Source organism: Melioribacteraceae bacterium, from assembly GCA_019638015.1.
Taxonomy (GTDB): Bacteria; Bacteroidota; Ignavibacteria; order Ignavibacteriales; family Melioribacteraceae; genus JAHBUP01.
The window spans coordinates 2,847,849-2,868,056 of record JAHBUP010000001.1 but is presented as its reverse complement, the minus strand read 5'-3'; the positions used below and the strand labels follow the sequence as shown (position 1 = coordinate 2,868,056).

Sequence of the window (20,208 nt, the reverse complement as noted above, 5' to 3'; positions counted from 1 at the left end):
ATGAAAAAAATAGCTATAGCATTATTCCTAATTTTGGTAACAGTCTCTGTTTCTGCGCAAAATACTTCAGTTTCATTAGGTCCAATAATTGGATTTGCCAAAGGGGCAGATACCGAAGGTTCTGTAACATACTCTGGTGCTTTGAGAATTAATTTGGGTGGATTTGGAGTTGAAGGATCAATTGGTTATCAATCGGATAGCTACACGGAAAGTGAACTTACCACTAAATCCTACCCAATAATGTTGACCGCACAGATGAACTTAATCTCAGTTTTATATGGTCAAGCAGGAATTGCATGGTACAATACAAAAATTGATTTTAAGGATCCATTGACAAATGTTACACGTAATGAATCTCAAAACAAAGTTGGATATCATGCTGGCGTTGGGGCACAGTTGGATATGGGTAGCTATATTCTCACGGGAGATATTAAATATATATTTCTTGATCTAGAACTTGATTCTTTATTGGATATAAAAGATGCTAAAAGCAATTATTCATTAATGAGCGTTGGAATTTTACTTAAATTATAGTGAGGTCTTGCATGATTTACGATAATATCAAAAATATTTCTCTATACGAGAATTTAGGGGAACGGATAAAAAAAGGATTGAAATATCTTTCCGAAACAAATTTTAATGATCTCGAGAGTGGAACTTACGATATTGAAGGAACTGATATTTACTCCATTGTAAGTGAGTATAATACCAAACCATTTAGCGCCGCAAAATGGGAAGCGCATAAAAATTATATCGATATTCAGTATATGGTTAGTGGTAAGGAAAAGATGGGTTTTGCTCATCAAACAAATATGGCTGTGATTCAAGAATATAATAAGGTAAAAGATGTAATGTTATTAAAGGGAGAGGGTAACTATTTGATTGTTGATGAAAAACAATTTGTGATATTTTTCCCTACAGATGTACACATGCCTTCTGTTGCGGTTAATATCCCCAAACCGGTTAAGAAAGTTGTGGTTAAGGTTAGAGTTGATGAAGTGATTGAAGAAACAGCGGAAAACTTGGACAATAAAACGGAAGTTATAGAAAATACACCGGAAGAAAATAACCCAGAGTAAACCTCAATATTAATTTATCTCCGACATCCCAATTATTACTTGAGATGTCGGAGTAAATCATTTCATTAAAACCTTATTCAAAGCTCAGTAATTCAACTTCAAATATTAATACTGCTCCCGGCTCTATTACCTGTCCGGCGCCTGTATCGCCATAAGCCAATTCAGAAGGAATATAAAATTCAAATTTACTGCCAACCTTCATTAATTGAACACCTTCGGTCCAACCTTTAATAACGCCATTTAATGGGAATGTGATTGGCTCGCCTCTATCATAAGAGCTATCGAAGACAGTTCCATCAATCAATGTACCTTTATAATGAACGGTTACTTTGCTTGTATCTGTAGGTTGAGCTCCTGTACCTTCTTTTATTACTTTATATTGCAATCCGCTGGCAGTAGTAGCAACTCCTTCTTTAGTTTTGTTGTTAGCTAAAAACGCCTCACCAATTTTTTTGTTCTTATCTTTAACAGCATTTGTCTGAGCTGCTCTTGCGCTCATAAGTTTTTGATTAAATTTGTTCATAACAACTTGTTGTTCTTCGGGGGTTAATTCGGATTTACCATCAATTGCATCTTGCAATCCTTTAAAAACCATATCAAATTTTATATTCATTGCTGGATCTTTTAATGATGCACCAATATTTTGACCAATTGAGTAGCTTATCGAGTCTTCGAGGGTTTTAAACATTATTTTCTCTGATTTTTTGTTTTTAGAATTATTTTGTGCTGTTGTTATGCTTATTACTGTTAGTAAGAGAACTATGATTTTCATCAATCTCATTTTAATATTACTCCATTTTTAATTTTTTGGCGTGCCAAGATAAGCCCATAGCTATTTATATGCAAACCATTATTATTTCATATGATTTCAATATCTATGCAAAACTGAATGATTTTATTTATTTTTTTATCAACAATCGAGAAATTAAAATGAAATCGTTAATAGTCATCTCATTATTCTTATTATCATTCAGTAACATTAATTGTCAAATATATAAATCGGATACCCCCTTCGCTCATACTTATTCAATAGTTGCTTACGATCCCACAAATGGAGATATGGGTGTTGCTGTTCAATCTCATTGGTTCGCAGTTGGAACAATTGTAAGCTGGGGAGAGGCAGGAGTTGGGGCAATTGCAACTCAATCATTTGTTAATCCATCATTTGGACCGAGAGGATTGGAATTATTGAAGCTTGGAAAATCCGCTCAGCAAGTTCTGGATGAATTAATAAATAGTGATGAGGGGCGTGAGTTTAGACAATTAGCGATAATTGATTCTAAAGGAACTGCCGCATCATTCACCGGCTCAAAATGTATTCAGCCAGCTGGTAATATTGTAGGAAAGTATTTCTCTGTTCAGGCTAATTTAATGAGTAACGATAAAGTTTGGCCCGCAATGAAAAATACATTCGAAAATTCTAAAGGTGATTTAGCAGAAAGAATGCTTGCTGCTCTTGAAGCGGCAGAAAAAGAAGGGGGAGATATTAGAGGGAAACAATCGGCAGCTCTTTTAGTTGTTCGGGGAAAATCGACCGGTAATTTATGGGAAGATCGCAAAATTGATTTAAGAATTGATGACTCTGAAAATCCGTTACCTGAAATGAGAAGATTATTAAATGTTCATCGCGCGTATCAATTTATGAATGAAGGGGACCTGGCAGTGGAAAAAGATGACATGGATGAGGCGATGAAACAATATTCATCTGCTATGAAGATGTTTCCGGATAATCTTGAAATGAAATATTGGACCGCCGTCGCACTCGCCAATAAAGGTGATTTAGAAAAAGCATTACCCTTATTTAAGGAGATTTTTGTGAAAGGAAATAACTGGAGAGAATTAACCCCACGATTGTTGCCAAATGGACTATTGAAAGTCAGCCCAGATGTATTAAAAAAAATATTGGAATAATAATTTTTCAGCACTCTCAATTGTGGTAAAATTGAAAACTTGAACAGATTATATATGGGAAAAATCACATTCAAAATTGATTAAAATGGGAAGTCCTCATCCATATTAACTTTCTCAAGCTTTTTCTCCTCCACATTTTTCTTTGCTGTTTTATGAATGCTGTTACCCTCTATATAAATTGATTTATATGGGATGGTTGGGCATGCAAACTCACAAGCTCCGCATCCTATGCAATATTCTTCTCTAACTTCAGGAATTACTAATCCTTTAACTTCGTACGGAATCATGTGCACAGCTTTTGTTGGGCAATGTTCCGAACATGCCCCGCAATCTGTTTTTTGTGTATGAACTACGCAGTTCTCTTTTATAAATTTTGCAATTCCAATTTGAGCAAGATGTTTATCATTTCTTGTAATTGGAATTATTGCTCCTGTAGGACAAACATCGCTACATATCGTGCAGTCGAAATTGCAGTAACCTGCACTATTATCTAAATGTGGCTGAAGCATTCCTGTAAATCCATACTCCAAAAAGGAGGGTTGCAGAACCTGAGTTGGGCAGGCAGTTACGCATAAATGGCATGCAGTGCATTTACCGTTGAACTTATCCAAACTAAATGATCCTGGGGGTGAAACGGCGTTTTCCTTGAATACCGGAATAGTGCTTGGTTTTGTGATTTTAATTTTTTTCTGAACACTTGCTCCAATTGCAGAAAGAGATAATAAATAGATAGAAGTCTTGGTTAGAAAATTTCGCTTTGAGTTATTTATTGAATCATCACTTGAACTAGCGCTACTTTTTAATGAAAAAGTAATCCCCTCTGTGGGGCATGACGGAATACAATCGAAACAAGCAATACATCTGGAAGTATCAATAATTTTTGTTCTGCTGTCAATACATTCCGCCTTACAGTCTCTTGCGCAAGCACCGCAGCTTAAACATTCTTCTTCTTTTATTCTGATCTTAAATAGTGAATACTTTGAAATTATCCCCAATAAAGTGCCTACTGGACAAATAGTGTTACAATACAATCTCCCATGTTTAAACGACAAATATGCTATAAGTCCGAAAAATGAAAATACTATAGCAAAGGGGACAATATTAAATTTTTGAATATCATGAGGATAAACAGAATAATTATTAAACTGTTCAAGAATATATGCTACACCGTTATTTGAAAATGCTAAGATGGGGAGTGCAAAGTTTCCGGCAATTCTACCATATAAACTATAGGGATCGAGTAGTACGAGAAAAGTATTAATCCCAAAAAAAATGGGAATAATTGTGAGGGCTAAAAGGGAATATCTTAATAGCTTATTTTCTTTAACAAAAATGAATTTTTTTTTTCGCTTCTTAATTTTTTTTGAGAAATAATTAATGATATCCTGAAGTACTCCCAAGGGGCATACACTTGAGCAATAAACTCTGCCGAATAAAAAAGTAAGAGCAAGTATAATTATAAATCCAGTTATACTTAACGTACCAATTGTTATGAAATTTAGAACAGATGGAGTAAACTGAAGGAATAATATCCATTTTTTAACATCGCCCGGGACCAATCCATAAAAATCGATTAGGATATATGTTGTGGGAATAAAAAATAATATTGAGATAATTATTCGTAATAGTCTAAAATTTGATTGTCTCATTCTTTCTCAAAAGTGGCTATAAAAAATCATCACGGAGTTAGCGACTATTAACCACCGTGATGATTAAATAAAATATTTACTATTTATAAAATTAACTATAGTGTAATTCTTTTAATATTTAGAGAATTCAAATCCATTTTGCCAAGACCCATACTGTTAGCGATTTTTATATGGCTAATATCTGATGGCTCAACGCCAAAAATTTTAGCTGAAGCTGAATCTGCGGATACAATATCTGTTGAAAGAATTTGAGATTTCATCAACACAACATCATCAACAGAAACGCCCCGGGGTCCATTACGTTTCATTACATAGTAACCATCAACAATATTGAGAGAAGGTTTTTTATTAAACGCGGCATAATCGGCAATACATTGGCTTAAATCATTGCTATGCCAAAATCTTCTATCCCATACAGCGCCCATTAAATTTTTCATTGATAATGAGACCTTTGTTGAGCCATGATTTTTTAGTATTGGAATATTAATAAACACATCAGATTGTAAAATTAATTCATGAACTTTAGCTTTCTTTAATGATTTGCCCGCTTTTATCTCAACATCTTGGTAATAACTTTCACTATTCCCTGGAACCATTTTACCTTTGGCATCACTTACTGCTTTTTCTATACCACTGTTTGTATAACACTTTCGCCAATCGTCACATGTATGATCAAAAACGTACACTTCCTTTGCTCCGGCATTATAACATTGTTCTATTACTCTCTTAACTAATTTAGGATGAGTATTAGCTCCTCTCTCGGGGGAAGCATCCCATCCAATATTTGGTTTTATAACTACCGTCTGATTCTTCTTAACAAATGAACTCATCCCGCCAAGTTGTTTTATTGATTCATCAAACATGGCATCTGGTTCACCCCCCTTGATTGCCACAAGGTCAAAACTGTTATTTATATAACTGGTTTTTGCATACACACTTCCATACACGCCAGGAATAACTACTCCTGCCCCAGCAATAATACCGGTACTTTTCAAGAAATCTCTTCTCTTCATAACTCTCCGTTATTGTGAAACTCGGATTGAAACATATTAATATATTTTAAAGGTTTCAAGAGAATTAGGCCGGAGGCAAGATTAATCACAAAATTTAATCTCATAGTTAGTTCAGTTAGTAATACAATAAATTAATATGATTGAATACTACCCTAAACCTTTCTATCTTTCCTACGTCTTAAACACAAATTGTCTGGTTTAGCCCAATGCAAAATTCACTCAAAGAACATGTCTATTGGCTCGTTGCCGCTATCGTAATTCTCTTCCTAATAATTGGTATTTATCCTTTTAGCATTTTTAATAAGCTGAAGTATGAGGTAACGAGAGAAGAGGCTATTGAAATCGCCCAAAAATACTTGGGTGAACATGGTTTTAAAGCAGATACAATGATGAAGGAAGCATTCATAGATAATTCTCCGGTTGAAAATAAATATCTATTGAAACAATTAGGGGATGAAGGATTTGATAAGTATCTCCAAATAAATAAATGGTCCGTTTTAAGCTGGGTTGTAATGTTCCACCAAAATTTACCGAGACAAATAGCACAAACAACTTATTATGTAGATGTATCTTACAATGGAAAAGTCTTTGGATTTACTAGAGAAATCCCCGATTCACACAAATCAAAATCATTAATGAAAGATGAAGCTCAGTCTTTAATCCAATCAAAAATTGTTGAGATGTATGGAAATGACTTTCAACAGTTTTCAATGGTTGAGTATCGGCAGATTGATTTTTTAAAGAGAACGGATCATTCCTTTAGATGGGAAAAAAATGAACCTGATTTAAATGGCAAAACAGTAATTACCGGTAATGTTCAAGGTGATGTGGTAGGCAGTTTTCATTATTATTTTGAAGTGCCTCAAAAAGATCGTGAATACTTCTCCTCTCTTGATGCTATTTATGGGACAGTATCGGTAATATTTATTATTGGATTGATTATCACTGCTATATCTATGTTTTTAAAAAAGTACCATCAGGGCGAAGTATGGATGAATGTTGGTAAAAGCTTATTTATCCTTTATTATGTTTCCTCAATAATTAGTTTAATAAATTACTGGCCAGGTCTGGGGCAGGGAATGATGATTGGTAATTTATCATTTGTTTACACAAAGCTAATTGCCGTGGTAATTAATGGGTTCATTCTTTATTTATTTTTGGGATTGTTATTATTTACTGCATGGAGCGTTTCAGAATCGTACGCAAGAAGTTTATGGCCAGAAAAACTGATTGGGGCTGATGCATTTATTAAAGGTCATTTAACTTCCAGAGTCAGTGGATTTTCAATACTTCGTGGCTTAGTACTCGGAACAGGAATTACGCTAACTGGTATTCTTGGAAGCATAATCCTTAACAAGCCCGATTCAAATATATTTATTACAGCTACCTCGGCAATGGATATTTTCGTGGGTTGGATTCCTGTATTATCCCTTGGTCTCAATTCAATTGTTGAAGCATTAATTACGAGCATTGCTGTTGCGTTTTTTACAATTACAACTACTTACCAAAGATGGAAACGAAAATGGATATCAATTGTAGCTACTGGCGCAACTGTGATGTTATCTGTAGCAATAATTATTACTCCTCCATCATTAAATAATTTCGGAATTAATTTATTATCCCACTTTATATTTGGATGCTTTTTAGCATTTCTATTTTTTAAATATGATTTATTGACACTTGGCAGCACACTATTTCACTTAGCCCTAACATCTAAGATTATTGTATTAGCCGGATCAAGTAATTCATTCTTTACTATTAATTTTATTATCTCGGTTATGCTACTGCTCATATCAGTTTTAATTTACGTGATCAGTGTAATTAGAAAAAAAGACTTTGTACTTGAATCATATGGCTTGCCTTCACACGTTCTTAGGATTTCAGAAAGAGAGAGATTAAAAAAAGAACTTGAAATTGCGGCCAGAGTACAACTAAGCTTATTGCCCAAAGAAGATCCAAAAATCCCGGGATATGAAATCGCGAGCATCAGCATTCCCGCCATAGAAGCCGGCGGTGATTATTTTGATTTCGTAAAATTGGCTGAGAACAAAATGGGTATTGCTATTGGTGACGTTTCTGGTAAAGGAGTTGGCGCCGCAATTTATATGACTTTAACCAAAGGAATTTTACAAGCACATGCCGAAGAAGATGTTTCGCCTAAAAACGTACTTCAAAAAGTAAATAGGTTACTCTATAAAACTATTGAGAAAAATTCATTCGTCAGCATGTTCTATGCTATCTTGGATATTGATAAAAATACAATTAATTACTCACGAGCAGGGCATAATCCGGGTATCCTCACAACTAATGAGGGGAACACTAAACTACTTTTAAGCCGAGGAATGGCTCTAGGCCTCGAAGAGGGGAGCATTTTTGCGTCAACATTGTCCGAAGAAGAAGTTGATTTAAATAAAGGTGATGTTTTTCTTCTTTACACCGATGGATTTTCCGAAGCTATGAATGAAAAACATGAAGAATATTCAGAAACAAGATTAGTTTCTTTAATCGAAAAACATAAAAATGAATCCGCTAGAGAACTTATTAATATTATACTTAAGGATGTAAATAAGTTTGTTGATAATTATCCGCAGCACGACGACATGACTATGCTGGTGGTAAAAAGATTAAAATAATTATCAATTATTTGTATTGAATTACGCAATTAAGAAAATCAATCAAGCCTGGTAACCTAAAAATATATTCATTTTTTTGATTATCCTGAGAACATCTACGTAACCTTTCGTACAAACTAGCGTCTAAAAAAGCAAAAATAATTAAGAGCAAATAATGAAATATCTGATCGCACTTTTTTTGATTTCAGGCGTAATATGGGGTACTAGCAATAACGAAAAAGTTGTACTACTAAAAAAGACAGATCAAAAAATAATAATTGATGGGTTTATTGATGACGTTTGGCAGAATGCCGATTCCGCCACAAATTTCTTCCAGCTTCAGCCATTTGTTGGTAAAGAGCCATCACGCCATACTGTGGCAAAAATTTTGACCGATGAATCTGCAATTTATTGTTTAATAATTGCCTACGATGATAAATCAAACATTCAAAAAAATACCGGTACACAAGATAATTTTGGCGGAGATGTTGTTTCAGTAATGTTCGATACTTTTGGAGATAAAAAAAGTGCGTATAAATTTGCTGTTAGCGCTGCGGGTGTTCGTGCAGATTGCCGACTACTTGATGATGCAAGAAACCGGGATTACAGCTGGGACGGAATTTGGTTCTCCGATTCTAAAATTTATGACTGGGGTTATGTTGTTGAGATGGAAATCCCCTATAAAACTATTCAATATAATAAGGAACTAAATTTCTGGGGACTCGATTTTGACCGATGGAGACCGATCGATAGTGAAGATTTATACTGGTGCACTTATGAAAAAAATGAAGGACAAAGAATTTCTAAATTTGGCAAGTTGGTTTTTGATGATTTCAAACCAAGTGTTGAAGGATTAAATCTTGAAATTTATCCAACAGCTTTTGGCAAACTAACTAATCTTAAAGAGGGAGATTATAAATTTTCTCCAAATGCCGGTCTAGATATTTTCTTTAATCCCTCACCACAATTAACATTACAAGTAACTGCAAACCCAGATTTTGCGCAAATAGAAACCGACCCTTATTCATTCAATATTTCACGATACGAATCATATTTCTCCGAACGAAGACCCTTTTTTACTCAAGGGAATGAAATTTTTATGCCTTCGGGAAGACAAAGAAGTTCAGGCTTCTATACGCCCCTCGAGTTATTTTATTCAAGAAGAATCGGGAAAAAATTACCTGGTGGTGCTGAAGTTCCAATAATTTTTGGAAGTAAAGCTTTTGGGAGGTATGAGGATTGGGAATATGGCGGGTTTGTTGCTCAAACTCTTGAACATGAATATACCATTGACGATACAAAAAAGATTGAGCCAGCTGCAACATTCGTGTCTGGAAGAGTTAAAGCTACTCTAATGGAAAATTCTACAATAGGAGTTTTATTTGTTGGAAAGCAAACACAAAATAATACTGATGGAGTGATTGATATCGATGGCGCATTCAGAGATGCCGATTGGCAATTGGCTTATCAACTTGCAAGATCAATAAATAATTCAGACGGTGATTTTGCAGGCTCGGCCGGATTTACAAAAATGGGAGAAAGCTGGATTACATTTGCACGTGCACGTTATATCGGCAGCGAGTTTAATATTGATCAGGTTGGGTTTGTTCCTTGGAGAGGTACCGCAGAGTTCGTTGGATTAACCGGACCAATATGGTTTCCGAAAGAGGGGGCAGTATCGCAGATTCTAATTTATACCGGTCCCGTTTTAGGATATGAAAAGGCTGATTCATATACCGACCATGGATTATTATTTGGGTATAATATGCAATTCAGAAGTAACTGGGGATTTGAAATAAACTTGGATGCTTCCAAAGCCCGTGACCTCGATGTAAGTTATGACTCATATAATATTAATTTTAGTTCATGGTTTAATACTAATCCAAATTGGAGAGCAAATGTTTGGGGAGGATATTCTAAGACTTATAATTTTTCTAGAGAATATCTCGCATTTTATTCATGGGTGGGTTCCTCTTTTTCATGGAAGGCCGCAGATATTTGCTGGGTAGGGACTTCATTTAATTCTTACATAGAAGGCAATCCAGCCGGGGATATTGAAGACATAACATACAATGCGCGTCCCTATATTTCATTAACTCCAATAAATGATCTAAATCTTTACGTATATGTTGATAATTTATATTTGCGTTCTTCAAAAAGAATGGAGAGGTTATTTTTAGGCGCACTTTTCTCCTATCAATTTTTACCTAAAAGCTGGATTTATCTTGCATTTAACGAAGGGCATGATAGAAACAATTTGAACAACGATTTGCGAATGGCCGATCAATCATCAGTAATAAAGATTAAGTACTTGTATTATTTCTAAGTAATGACAGGAATAAAGTTTATTTGTAGTTACCCAAGTATTTTAGCGCTTCATCATATACTAGCTGGAAAGGAAGTTCTACTATACACTTAAATTGAACATCCTTTCTTGCACAACTTAGAGGTTTGGGTGAGTAATAAAAGCAAGGGGCACATTCCAAATTTAACGATATTATAGAATGTTTTGTTTGCCAAGGTGAAATGTACTTTGGATTAGTTGGACCAATCAAAGCTATAACATTTAACTGCAATGCAGAAGCAACATGCATTAGAGAAGAATCATTTGTTATAAATAAATTACACCTTTTCATAACTGAAGCTGTTTCTTCCAATGAACTAGTTTCAACACCTATAATATTTTTATTAGATGCATAACTTATTATTTCCTGCTTAAGATATAATTCTTCCTTCCCTCCAAAAATTAAAATCTTTGCATTCTTATTTTTAATTAGAAGTTTGGCTAACTCAGCAAAGTTTTTTGTTGACCATCTTCTTTTATCATGATTCTTGAGGGCTGAACATCCCGGGTGAAACCCGATCACTAAATCATCATTACTTATTCCATTAGCCGATAGAAATTTTTCTTGGTATAATTTGCTCGTTTCACTAAAATTAAATTGTAGAGGCTGAATGCCAAATGATTTTTTCCCGCTCAACTTTTCACACATTAAAATATTTTCATCAACATTATGAAAATTATCATTTTCTAGAACTCTATAATTATTTAAAAAACCAAGATTGATGAAATCTTTGCGCAAATATTGAACAGCGCTTCTTTTTGACGCTCCAATTAAAAAGCTGATTAAATTATATTCTTTTCGGTTGGAGGGATATACATTAATTGAAATGTCATATTTACCACGCAGTGAAAGCACAAATTTAAGGGCTTCTGCTTTACTTTTCTTTAAAAAGTCGAAATGATGAATATTATTTATTTGGGGAAGTGTTTGATAAATGTCCTTAACTCCACCAAACATTACCAATGCGTCAATCTCACTATGTGGAAAATCTTCTTTTAATTTTATCAGCGAGGGAGTGAACATTAGTGCGTCCCCTATACCTGATAATGCAATTACTAAAATTCTTGTTTTATCTGTTGAATTAATCATAAAAAAATTTTTTTGCCAAAAAAATGATGCCGGGCTAAACCCGGCATCAATAATATGATTTCAAAATTGATAGCTATTTCTCAATTTCCGGTTTTCCTGCCCCAGACATTTTCCTGAAACTAGAAATTAGTGAATCGATACCCGGATCATTCGGAATATAGGTTTTTAACTGCTGTAGCAATTCGATAGCATCATTATATCTCCCCATATTTTCATAGTGGGTCAATAATAATCTATAAGGATTATACCAGCTTGAGACATCCATAGGATTTAATTTAATTGCATCTTTGGCGGCTTCAATAACTTCTTCGGCAAATTCATTATATTTTTCCTTATCCCCGGTCATATTATAAAGGTTAGCCACATCATGCTTTATTCTATAATCCATAGAAATGATATTTCTTGGAATTTTTTGTTCCATCATTCCCAAAGTTTCGATCACCTTTTGAGTGTTTTTTTCACCATTCAAATAATGAATAGCAAGTCTTATGAACGCGTTACGATAATTTTGTGTGAGGCGTTCATGATTTTCATCGAAGAATATATTAGGATCATTAAGGCCTCGAAACTTAAATCCGGGCTGATAATCTTTATTATACCCTACAGGTTCATCAAATAATTGTTTTCTCATTATTGGTTCATTAATATATTCCAATGATGGATCCGGATTTTTCTGAGGAACTACTCGCTGAGCCATTCCTTCCATTTGTAAGTAATCATCCATACTCAATTTGCTATCATCGGAACAGGTAACTGCAAAGTAAATAGGGCGTTTCCATTTATTGGTTTGAATCATGTTAAGAACAACTATATCTTGAACCCGAAGTGCCGAAACATCCCCAAACTGAGCCCCTGCCTGCATAACCCAGGTAATCTTTTTATTCTTAATTACAGAAGTATCAGTTACACCAAACTTTTGAATGATCTCATCGGGCACTGGCAATTGAATTGTCTGCGGTTCCCATCTCATTGGTCCTATCTGATCAATCTCCAGATCAGAAAAAGTAAATTCGATTTTTTTAGCCCCGTGAGGTTCATTATTTTTTAACTGTTTAATGTACCAAGGAGTATTTAACAGACTGAGATTTGCGATTCTAACATCACGCCTTACTCCCTCAACATCTTGAAGATACCATAGAGGGAAGGTGTCATTATCTCCATTAGTAAAGAGTATTGCGTCCTTTTCAACACTTTGCAAAAGATTGTATGCATAATCCCAGGGAACAAAATTATTAGCTCTCGAATTCTGGAACCAATTTGCATTAATCATATTTACTGGAACAGCAAGTACCCCCACAAAAAGAATGGCGATAGATGCCGGTTTTACTATTGAATTCCCCTTAAAATAATCTTTTAATATTTCAATAATTCCATTAATGCCGAGAGCAATCCATAAACTAAAAACAAAGAAAGCACCTACATAAAAATAATCACGCTCCCTTGGCTGGGGCTGCTGTTGATTTTGATAAAATGCGGTTAAATAACCTAAGAATATAAACATCACAATAAAGACCGATGCCATTTTCCAATCTTTTCTGAAATGGTAATAGAGCCCGAATAAAGCCAGGAAGAATGGTATCCCGAAAAGGTCTGTCCAATCAACGCCTGTATCCTGATATGTGCTTTCTCTACCGATATAATTCCAGAATAAATATCTATTGAACATATGATTCATTTGGTAGCGCCAGAAAAAATCGAAATCGCTTGTATACTCGCTATAAATTTTTAACTGATGCGGCTCATTTGAGTATCTTCTTTTAAATGTTGGGAAATCGCCATATTGCTCACGATTTAAATATGATTCCAATTCTGTAAAAGTTTTTGGACTGTTCATATTAATTGGCGGTTCTTGATTCGCCCGAATTATTATCATCGAATATGATGTAACACCGATTACAGCGAGCAGGACACATTTTGCAATTAAATTGGAAATGTGCATCTCTTTTTTCTTTGTATAAAAGATTGCTGCGAAGAGCACACCAATAATTACAAAAAATGTCGCAGTATCAAGAGTTAGATCGTTTTTGCCGATAGTTGTAATTAATTTTGGAAGATATTTAACCATACCAGGATAAACTGTAACCAACGCCACACCTCCCATAATGATAGGGAGATAGAAAGAATTTTTTACCAATATTTTTTTGTAGAAAATGCCCATAAAAACAATTGTGATAGCGGCAAATATTCCAACAAAACGGGAATCTACTGCACTGTAGGCATCGGGAGAGGGGGGTGTTGTTTCTGTTAAAGACATCCACATAACCACTGCAAAAACTAAAATTATCACTGAATGGACAACAAAAAGAATTCCACTCTTTTTTAGTATTTCTTCGTCATCAACAAATTTGCGGAAGTAAATAGTCATTACCACCGGTACAATTGCCAGAACACTCATTAAGTGAACGCCGGTAGATAAACCAATCAGATAAGCAATTAGAAGTAAATATTTCTCATTATCTGGTTCGTCTGCTCTCTCGTTCCATTTTACCATCAACCATACAACAATTGCGATAAAGAAAGTGGAGAATGCATAAACTTCCGCTTCAATGGCATTGAACCAAAAAGTATCGCTGAATGCTAATGATAATGCTCCAATAGCGGCTGAAGTATATACTACCATTGCGTCGAAAATATTTTCAAATTCTTTTTTTCTATAATATTGGATCACTTTTACAGCAATTAAATAGAGGAACAAAATTGTAAACGCGCTGGAGATAATAGAGATAGCATTCACCCGCAGACCTATATTTTCGACAAATGGAATCATGGAAAAAACTCTTCCAACAAGAATAAAGAAGGGTGTTCCGGGAGGATGTGGAACTTGCAGTAAATAAGAAGATGCGATAAACTCCCCGCAATCCCAAAATGAAACTGAAGGCTGTACTGTTATAAAATAAACAGCAGCAGTTACAATAAAAACTACCGCGGCAAATATTTTGTTAAGATTGTTATAATTCATTATTCCACCTAAAAATTTCAAAGGATTAATTTGTGTCTTCTGCCGGTTTGGAAAAGAATTGATCATAATTCTTTTTTTCACGGTTTAAATGATATTTCTCGAGCAATTTTTGAAGCCGTTGTTTAGAAAGTTTGTCTAAATCTTCATCATCTTTATGCCTTTTTAAGAGCATTTTATAATCATTAAGCTCATTTTTATCAAATTTTCGTTCATACTTTTTAAGTATTTCAAAATAATTTTTTTGTTCTCTTGAGCTCATTTTTTGAATGTTGTTTATCAAATTGGGTGGTCAAATTAATCAAAAATTCAAAGAATAAAAAACTATATTTGCCCTTAATAATAGGTGAAACTGATGCAAGTTTACAAATCATATAAACCGATTGTTTCAATTATACTCCCAACTTTTAACCGTGCCCAATTAATTGAGAGAGCAATAAATTCTGTTATTTGCCAAACATTTAAAAACTGGGAGCTGATTATTGTGGATGACGGAAGCAGCGATTCCACATTTGAGTTGGTCAATAAATTAATGAGTGAGAATGAAAATATCCGCTATTTGAAACATAGCAACAGAAAACCGCCCCTTTCGTTAAATGCCGGAATGACCGCCTCAGTTGGTTATTATATAACCTTTTTGGGAAGCGACGATGAGTATCAACCCGATCATTTAAAGTTACGGGTAGATTTTCTAAATGATAATCATGATATAGATTTAATTCATGGCAGTGTTGAAATTATTGGGCACCCTTATGTAAAAGACAAAAATGATTTGACTCAAGAAATCCATATTGATAATTGTGCCGTAGGTGGTACATTTTTTGGGAAAAGAACTGTCTTCACAGAATTAAATGGATTCTACAATTTAGATTATAGCGATGATTCTGAATTTTTAGAACGTGCCGAAAGAGCATTCACCGTAAAAAAAGTTGATTGGAAAACCTACATATATTATAGAGATACTCCGGACAGCATTTGCACAAATATAGAATAGTCTATCCTTGACAATACTCTTTAGACATAATTAATAGACGTTAATGAGTTATCGAATAATAAATAATCATGTGAGATATGAAAGCTCGAAAAGTTGGTTGAGCTTTTTCTCAATTCTCAATTGATTTCTTTATATTTACGCTCCCAAAAGATGAGATATCAAAAATGAATGAACCTGAAGTAAATTTGGCTCTTGCTCTCGAACATGGATTAACAGAAGAAGAGTTTGTTTGGATTTGTGAGAAATTAGGTAGAATTCCTTCTTTTACTGAACTTGGAATTTATTCGGTAATGTGGAGTGAACACTGTAGTTATAAAAATTCTATCGCTCTCCTAAAGACTTTACCCAGAAGCGGCGGAAAACTACTCGTTAACGCGGGGGAAGAAAATGCCGGGTTAGTGGATATTGGTGATGGACTAGCAATCGCATTCAAAATAGAAAGTCACAACCATCCATCGGCTGTGGAACCTTACCAAGGAGCTGCCACAGGAGTTGGAGGAATATTACGAGATATTTTCACGATGGGTGCCAGACCAATAGCATCTTTAAACTCTCTTCGATTTGGAACATTGGATGACGCGCGTACCCGTTATTTATTTGAAGGTGTTGTAAAAGGAATTGGTGATTATGGTAATTGTTTTGGAGTTCCTACGGTAGCGGGTGAAGTTTATTTTGAAGAATGCTATAAGGGAAATCCATTAGTAAACGCGATGGCGATTGGATTGGTTGATACAAAACGTGTTGCATCCGCAACCGCAAAGGGGGATGGTAATCCTGTGATGATCGTAGGTTCCTCAACGGGACGGGATGGAATTCATGGGGCGACTTTTGCATCAGAAGAAATTTCGGAAAAATCGGAATCAAAACGCCCATCAGTTCAGGTTGGTGATCCATTCACAGAAAAATTACTGCTTGAAGCTACTCTCGAAATTATAAAGGAAGATTTAATTGTGGGTATTCAGGATATGGGTGCTGCCGGTATATCCTGCTCTACTTCTGAAATGAGCGGTAAAGGGGAGAGCGGAATGATAGTTGACCTTAATAAAGTTCCTCTGCGAGAAGATGGAATGAGCGCCTACGAAATTATGCTTTCAGAAAGTCAAGAGAGAATGCTCGTAGTTGTTAAAAAAGGTAATGAAGAAAGAGTAAAAGAAATTTTTGATAAGTGGGATTTGAATTGTGAAATAGTAGGACACGTAACAGATAATCAAAAATTAATTATTAATTATAACGGGGAAAAGAAAGCTGAGATAAATCCTCAAGATTTAGTTCTTGGCGGAAACGCGCCGGTTTATTACAGAGAAACCGCTGAACCGAAATATTTAGAGGAGACAAGAAAGTTTGATCTCAAATCTCTTCCTCAACCCGATTCGATAATTGAAGTATTCAAAAAAATATTTTCTTCACCCAATATTGCTTCGAAAAATTGGGTTTACGAACAATATGATTCGATGGTGCGAACAAATACTATTGTGGGACCGGGAAGTGATGCGGCAGTAATTTATATTAAAGGTACCGATAAAGCTATTGCGGCAAAAACAGATTGCAACGGAAGATATGTTTACTTAAATCCGAAAGAGGGCACAAAGATTGCAGTAGCTGAATCTGCTCGAAATGTTGTTTGTAGCGGCGCCATTCCGTTGGGTGTTACAAACTGCCTTAATTTTGGAAATCCCTATAAGCCAGAAATGTATTGGACTTTTTCCAAAGCAATAGAAGGTATGGGAGAAGCATGCCGCTATTTTGATACACCGGTTACCGGAGGAAATGTAAGTTTTTATAACGAGAGTCCGGATACCGCTGTTTACCCAACTCCTGTAATTGGAATGGTTGGCTTGATAGAAAAATTAGAAAATGTAACAAGTGCCAATTTTAAAATTGAAGGGGATTTGATTTATTTATTAGGAGAAGATTATGAGGAAGTAGGGGGATCGGAATATCTTAAAGTACATCATAATTTGGTGACAGGTGAAATACCTAAAATTGATCTTCGTGCGGAAAAAGATTTGTACACAACAATTCTTGAATTAATTAATAATGGAATAGTTAATTCGGCTCACGATATTTCTGATGGCGGAATTTTGGTAAGTATAGCAGAATCCGCAATTATTGATAAGGAAAATCCTATTGGCGCAAAAGTCAATATTCCAATTAAAAGTAGGGAAGATTTCTCACTTTTCTCCGAAAGTCAATCCCGTGTTATAATTTCAGTATCTCCAGAGAATAAAGAATTTTTTGAAAGTATTGCCTCAAAAAGTTTTACTCCATATAAATTAATAGGCGAAACCGGAGGCAAAAGTTTGATTGTAAATGACAATTATGAATTCCACCTCGATGAATTAATTGATTTATATTACAATTCAATTAGTAAGAGAATGAATGTCTCTCATTAAATTTTACAAGCATATTAGAAATTTTATTGAGCTTAAAACAGTTAAGTATATCATAGGTTTTATTAGGCATTATCTGTTTGGTCTAGTAAAAAGAATTGATGAACATAATTTATTCTTTGCGGCATCCGGAATTTCGTTTTCTCTTTTAATAGGAATGATTCCGTTTATTTTACTTGTATTCTTTTTATTCGGAACGCTAGTTGATCAATCTACTATTCAGGTCCAGGTTATTAACTTAATTGAACAGGTCATACCTTATCCAGCTTATGCCGATTATGTGAAAAAAATAATATTATCGCGTTTACCCGAGGTTAAAAATTACAGCAACATAGCGGGAATTATAGGTGTGTTTGGTTTGATGATTACCGCAAGCTGGATATTTACCAGTTTGAGAACAATCTTAAATCAAATTTTTCATACAAAAATTCAGAAGGGATTTATCTACGTGTTTTTTCGTGATATAGTGATGACAGCCCTTCTCCTATTGATTATTTTGTTCTTCACATTTTTAATCCCAACTTTAAATGTGTTAAGTGATGTTACAGATACTGTACGATTATTAAAAATTTATGAGCTCGATTCACTCATTAACATACTTGTTTACTTTTCATCTCTTTTAGTGATGTTCTTTTTATTCTATTTACTCTACTACTTTATCCCGTATGAACCGCTCGGGAGAACAGTCCCCGCCGTGAGTGCATTATGGACTATGATTTTATGGGAAGTAGCTCGGAGTATATTCGGTTATTATGTATATAACTTTTTGGGAACCAATCCATTCTATGGAGCGTTCGTTTTAATGATTGCAGTTCTGCTCTGGATATTTTATTCATCGGTACTTCTAATTTTAGGTGCCGAAATTGGTCAATTATTCAGAGAACGCAGAAATGAAAAAAGAGAGAGAAAAAGAAAACTTGATGATCTACAGATAGTATTTCCTGAATAAATATTATTTATCCCCAGGTCGATAGTTACATCTATAATTTATAAACAATTGGAAATTGGAGAAGTATGAAATCAATTCTTAAATCAATTAATAAGTTAAGTAATATTGTATTACCCGCTCTTCTATTATTTGTTTTTACTAGTTGTGGGAAATCTCAAGATAATTCCGAAGTGGCATTTAAAAGCGGACCATCCTTTAAGAGAAATAAAATTGTTGAACAGGACAAAAAAGAACTAATAAAACAAAAAGAGAAAAAAATTAAGGCAAGATATAAGTATGTAACATTCTATAAATATGATGGCACACTGCCGGAGGATAGAACTCTCGTAGAAAAAATCTCATTTGATAAAAATGGTTTAAGAACTGAGCATATCAGATACAAAAGCACCGGTGAAATCGATCTTGTTTATTCTTTTAAGTATGATGAGGAGGGAAGAGTTATAGAAATGATTACCCGTAATGGACAAGATGTGATGATGGGTAAAAGACAAACGGTTTTTGATAAAAATGGAAATGAGATTGAACAGGTGATTATTAATCAACGGGGTGCAGTAGAAGTTAGAAGTGTCTCTGAATATGATAAAAACAATAACTTTAAGGAAATAAAAAATTATTCTCCAAAAGGGGATATTGTGAATACTCAGACTTTTCTTCATAATGGTAATGTTAGTAAAAGTATCCACAAGGGATTTGATGGAAAAATATCTCAAGAAGTTGATCTTACATATAATGAAATGGGACTTATTGTTAAAGAAGAAACTAAAACACCAGCGGGAAATATTTTGGTTACATATAAATATGATGACAAAGGCAACTTAATTGAGCATGTTAATCCGCAATATAGAAGAACTTATATTTACAATGATAATGGGGACTTACTACTTGATGAACTAATCACAACTGAGGGAGTTCGTCAGTTTAAAGTAAAATTTACATATGATAAGAATGGAATGCAGAAAGAAGAGGTGCGCTATACTGCAGAAGATAAACCCGCTTTTTACGGAGTGTATGAGTACGAATTTTATAAATAAAATTGAGTTATTAAATTATTTTTAAGTTTGTCTGCTTATTCTTATTTTGCTTATAAATGATATGAGCTTAAATTGGAATTAGAAGTTATTACTTCGTTCATAAGTCTGTTAGCTCTCTTACCGATATTAATTGATTTTAATCAGTTTAAATCCTCAGACATATCCCAACCTGTGGCGGGTAATTTTATTG

At 34.4% G+C, this 20,208-nt stretch carries 15 protein-coding genes; 9 read left to right on the top strand and 6 right to left on the bottom strand.

Annotated features, from left to right (window positions below; genetic code table 11):
- Together KF816_12340 and KF816_12335 are read left to right on the top strand one after the other, a co-directional pair.
- Positions 1-534, top strand: a complete 534-nt coding sequence (locus KF816_12340; GenBank protein MBX3008802.1) for an outer membrane beta-barrel protein — start codon at positions 1-3, stop codon at positions 532-534.
- Positions 535-545: 11 nt separating this feature from the next.
- Positions 546-1,079 carry a YhcH/YjgK/YiaL family protein gene (locus tag KF816_12335; GenBank protein MBX3008801.1) on the top strand — a complete coding sequence of 178 codons (534 nt, stop codon included), beginning with the start codon at positions 546-548 and terminating at the stop codon, positions 1,077-1,079.
- Positions 1,080-1,152: 73 nt separating this feature from the next.
- Here the strand turns inward: KF816_12335 and KF816_12330 are convergent, their stop codons facing one another.
- Positions 1,153-1,860, bottom strand: a complete 708-nt coding sequence (locus KF816_12330) for an FKBP-type peptidyl-prolyl cis-trans isomerase (protein MBX3008800.1) — start codon at positions 1,858-1,860, stop codon at positions 1,153-1,155.
- Positions 1,861-2,009: 149 nt separating this feature from the next.
- On the opposite strand from KF816_12330, the gene KF816_12325 reads away from it, so the two are divergent.
- Positions 2,010-2,990, top strand: a complete 981-nt coding sequence (locus KF816_12325) for a DUF1028 domain-containing protein (protein MBX3008799.1) — start codon at positions 2,010-2,012, stop codon at positions 2,988-2,990.
- Between the two features lie 80 nt (positions 2,991-3,070).
- Here KF816_12325 and KF816_12320 read toward each other — a convergent pair whose 3' ends face one another.
- Both KF816_12320 and KF816_12315 read right to left on the bottom strand, forming a co-directional pair.
- On the bottom strand, positions 3,071-4,639 hold the full coding sequence (locus tag KF816_12320) for a 4Fe-4S dicluster domain-containing protein (GenBank protein ID MBX3008798.1): 1,569 nt from the start codon (positions 4,637-4,639) through the stop codon (positions 3,071-3,073).
- A gap of 95 nt (positions 4,640-4,734) precedes the next feature.
- The gene (locus KF816_12315; protein MBX3008797.1) at positions 4,735-5,652 is read right to left on the bottom strand and encodes a DUF362 domain-containing protein; all 918 of its coding nucleotides are present in this window, start codon (positions 5,650-5,652) and stop codon (positions 4,735-4,737) included.
- 206 nt (positions 5,653-5,858) lie between these two features.
- Between KF816_12315 and KF816_12310 the strand changes: the two genes are divergently transcribed.
- Entirely contained in the window at positions 5,859-8,285 is a 2,427-nt protein-coding gene (locus KF816_12310; GenBank protein ID MBX3008796.1) for a SpoIIE family protein phosphatase, read from the top strand.
- 154 nt (positions 8,286-8,439) lie between these two features.
- Complete coding sequence (locus KF816_12305; GenBank protein ID MBX3008795.1) at positions 8,440-10,590, top strand: hydrolase; 2,151 nt, start codon at positions 8,440-8,442, stop codon at positions 10,588-10,590.
- 19 nt (positions 10,591-10,609) lie between these two features.
- On the opposite strand, the gene KF816_12300 is transcribed toward KF816_12305, so the two are convergent.
- The 3 genes from KF816_12300 to KF816_12290 all read right to left on the bottom strand — a co-directional run bounded on the left by KF816_12300 (position 10,610) and on the right by KF816_12290 (position 14,916).
- Positions 10,610-11,698 (bottom strand): glycosyltransferase family 9 protein, encoded by a 1,089-nt coding sequence (locus tag KF816_12300; protein ID MBX3008794.1) that lies wholly within the window; start codon positions 11,696-11,698, stop codon positions 10,610-10,612.
- A 73-nt stretch (positions 11,699-11,771) separates the two neighbouring features.
- On the bottom strand, positions 11,772-14,657 hold the full coding sequence (locus KF816_12295) for a DUF2723 domain-containing protein (GenBank protein ID MBX3008793.1): 2,886 nt from the start codon (positions 14,655-14,657) through the stop codon (positions 11,772-11,774).
- Positions 14,658-14,682: 25 nt separating this feature from the next.
- The gene (locus KF816_12290; protein MBX3008792.1) at positions 14,683-14,916 is read right to left on the bottom strand and encodes a hypothetical protein; all 234 of its coding nucleotides are present in this window, start codon (positions 14,914-14,916) and stop codon (positions 14,683-14,685) included.
- Positions 14,917-15,009: 93 nt separating this feature from the next.
- Between KF816_12290 and KF816_12285 the strand changes: the two genes are divergently transcribed.
- The 4 genes from KF816_12285 to KF816_12270 all read left to right on the top strand — a co-directional run bounded on the left by KF816_12285 (position 15,010) and on the right by KF816_12270 (position 20,018).
- Entirely contained in the window at positions 15,010-15,648 is a 639-nt protein-coding gene (locus KF816_12285; protein MBX3008791.1) for a glycosyltransferase family 2 protein, read from the top strand.
- 164 nt (positions 15,649-15,812) lie between these two features.
- Positions 15,813-18,041, top strand: coding sequence for a phosphoribosylformylglycinamidine synthase subunit PurL (gene purL / locus KF816_12280; protein ID MBX3008790.1), 2,229 nt, complete (start codon positions 15,813-15,815; stop codon positions 18,039-18,041).
- Complete coding sequence (locus KF816_12275) at positions 18,028-18,987, top strand: YihY family inner membrane protein (protein ID MBX3008789.1); 960 nt, start codon at positions 18,028-18,030, stop codon at positions 18,985-18,987. Before purL ends, KF816_12275 begins: the two co-directional genes overlap by 14 nt.
- Before the next feature lie 65 nt (positions 18,988-19,052).
- The gene (locus KF816_12270) at positions 19,053-20,018 is read left to right on the top strand and encodes a hypothetical protein (protein MBX3008788.1); all 966 of its coding nucleotides are present in this window, start codon (positions 19,053-19,055) and stop codon (positions 20,016-20,018) included.
- The last annotated feature ends 190 nt before the right edge of the window (positions 20,019-20,208 follow it).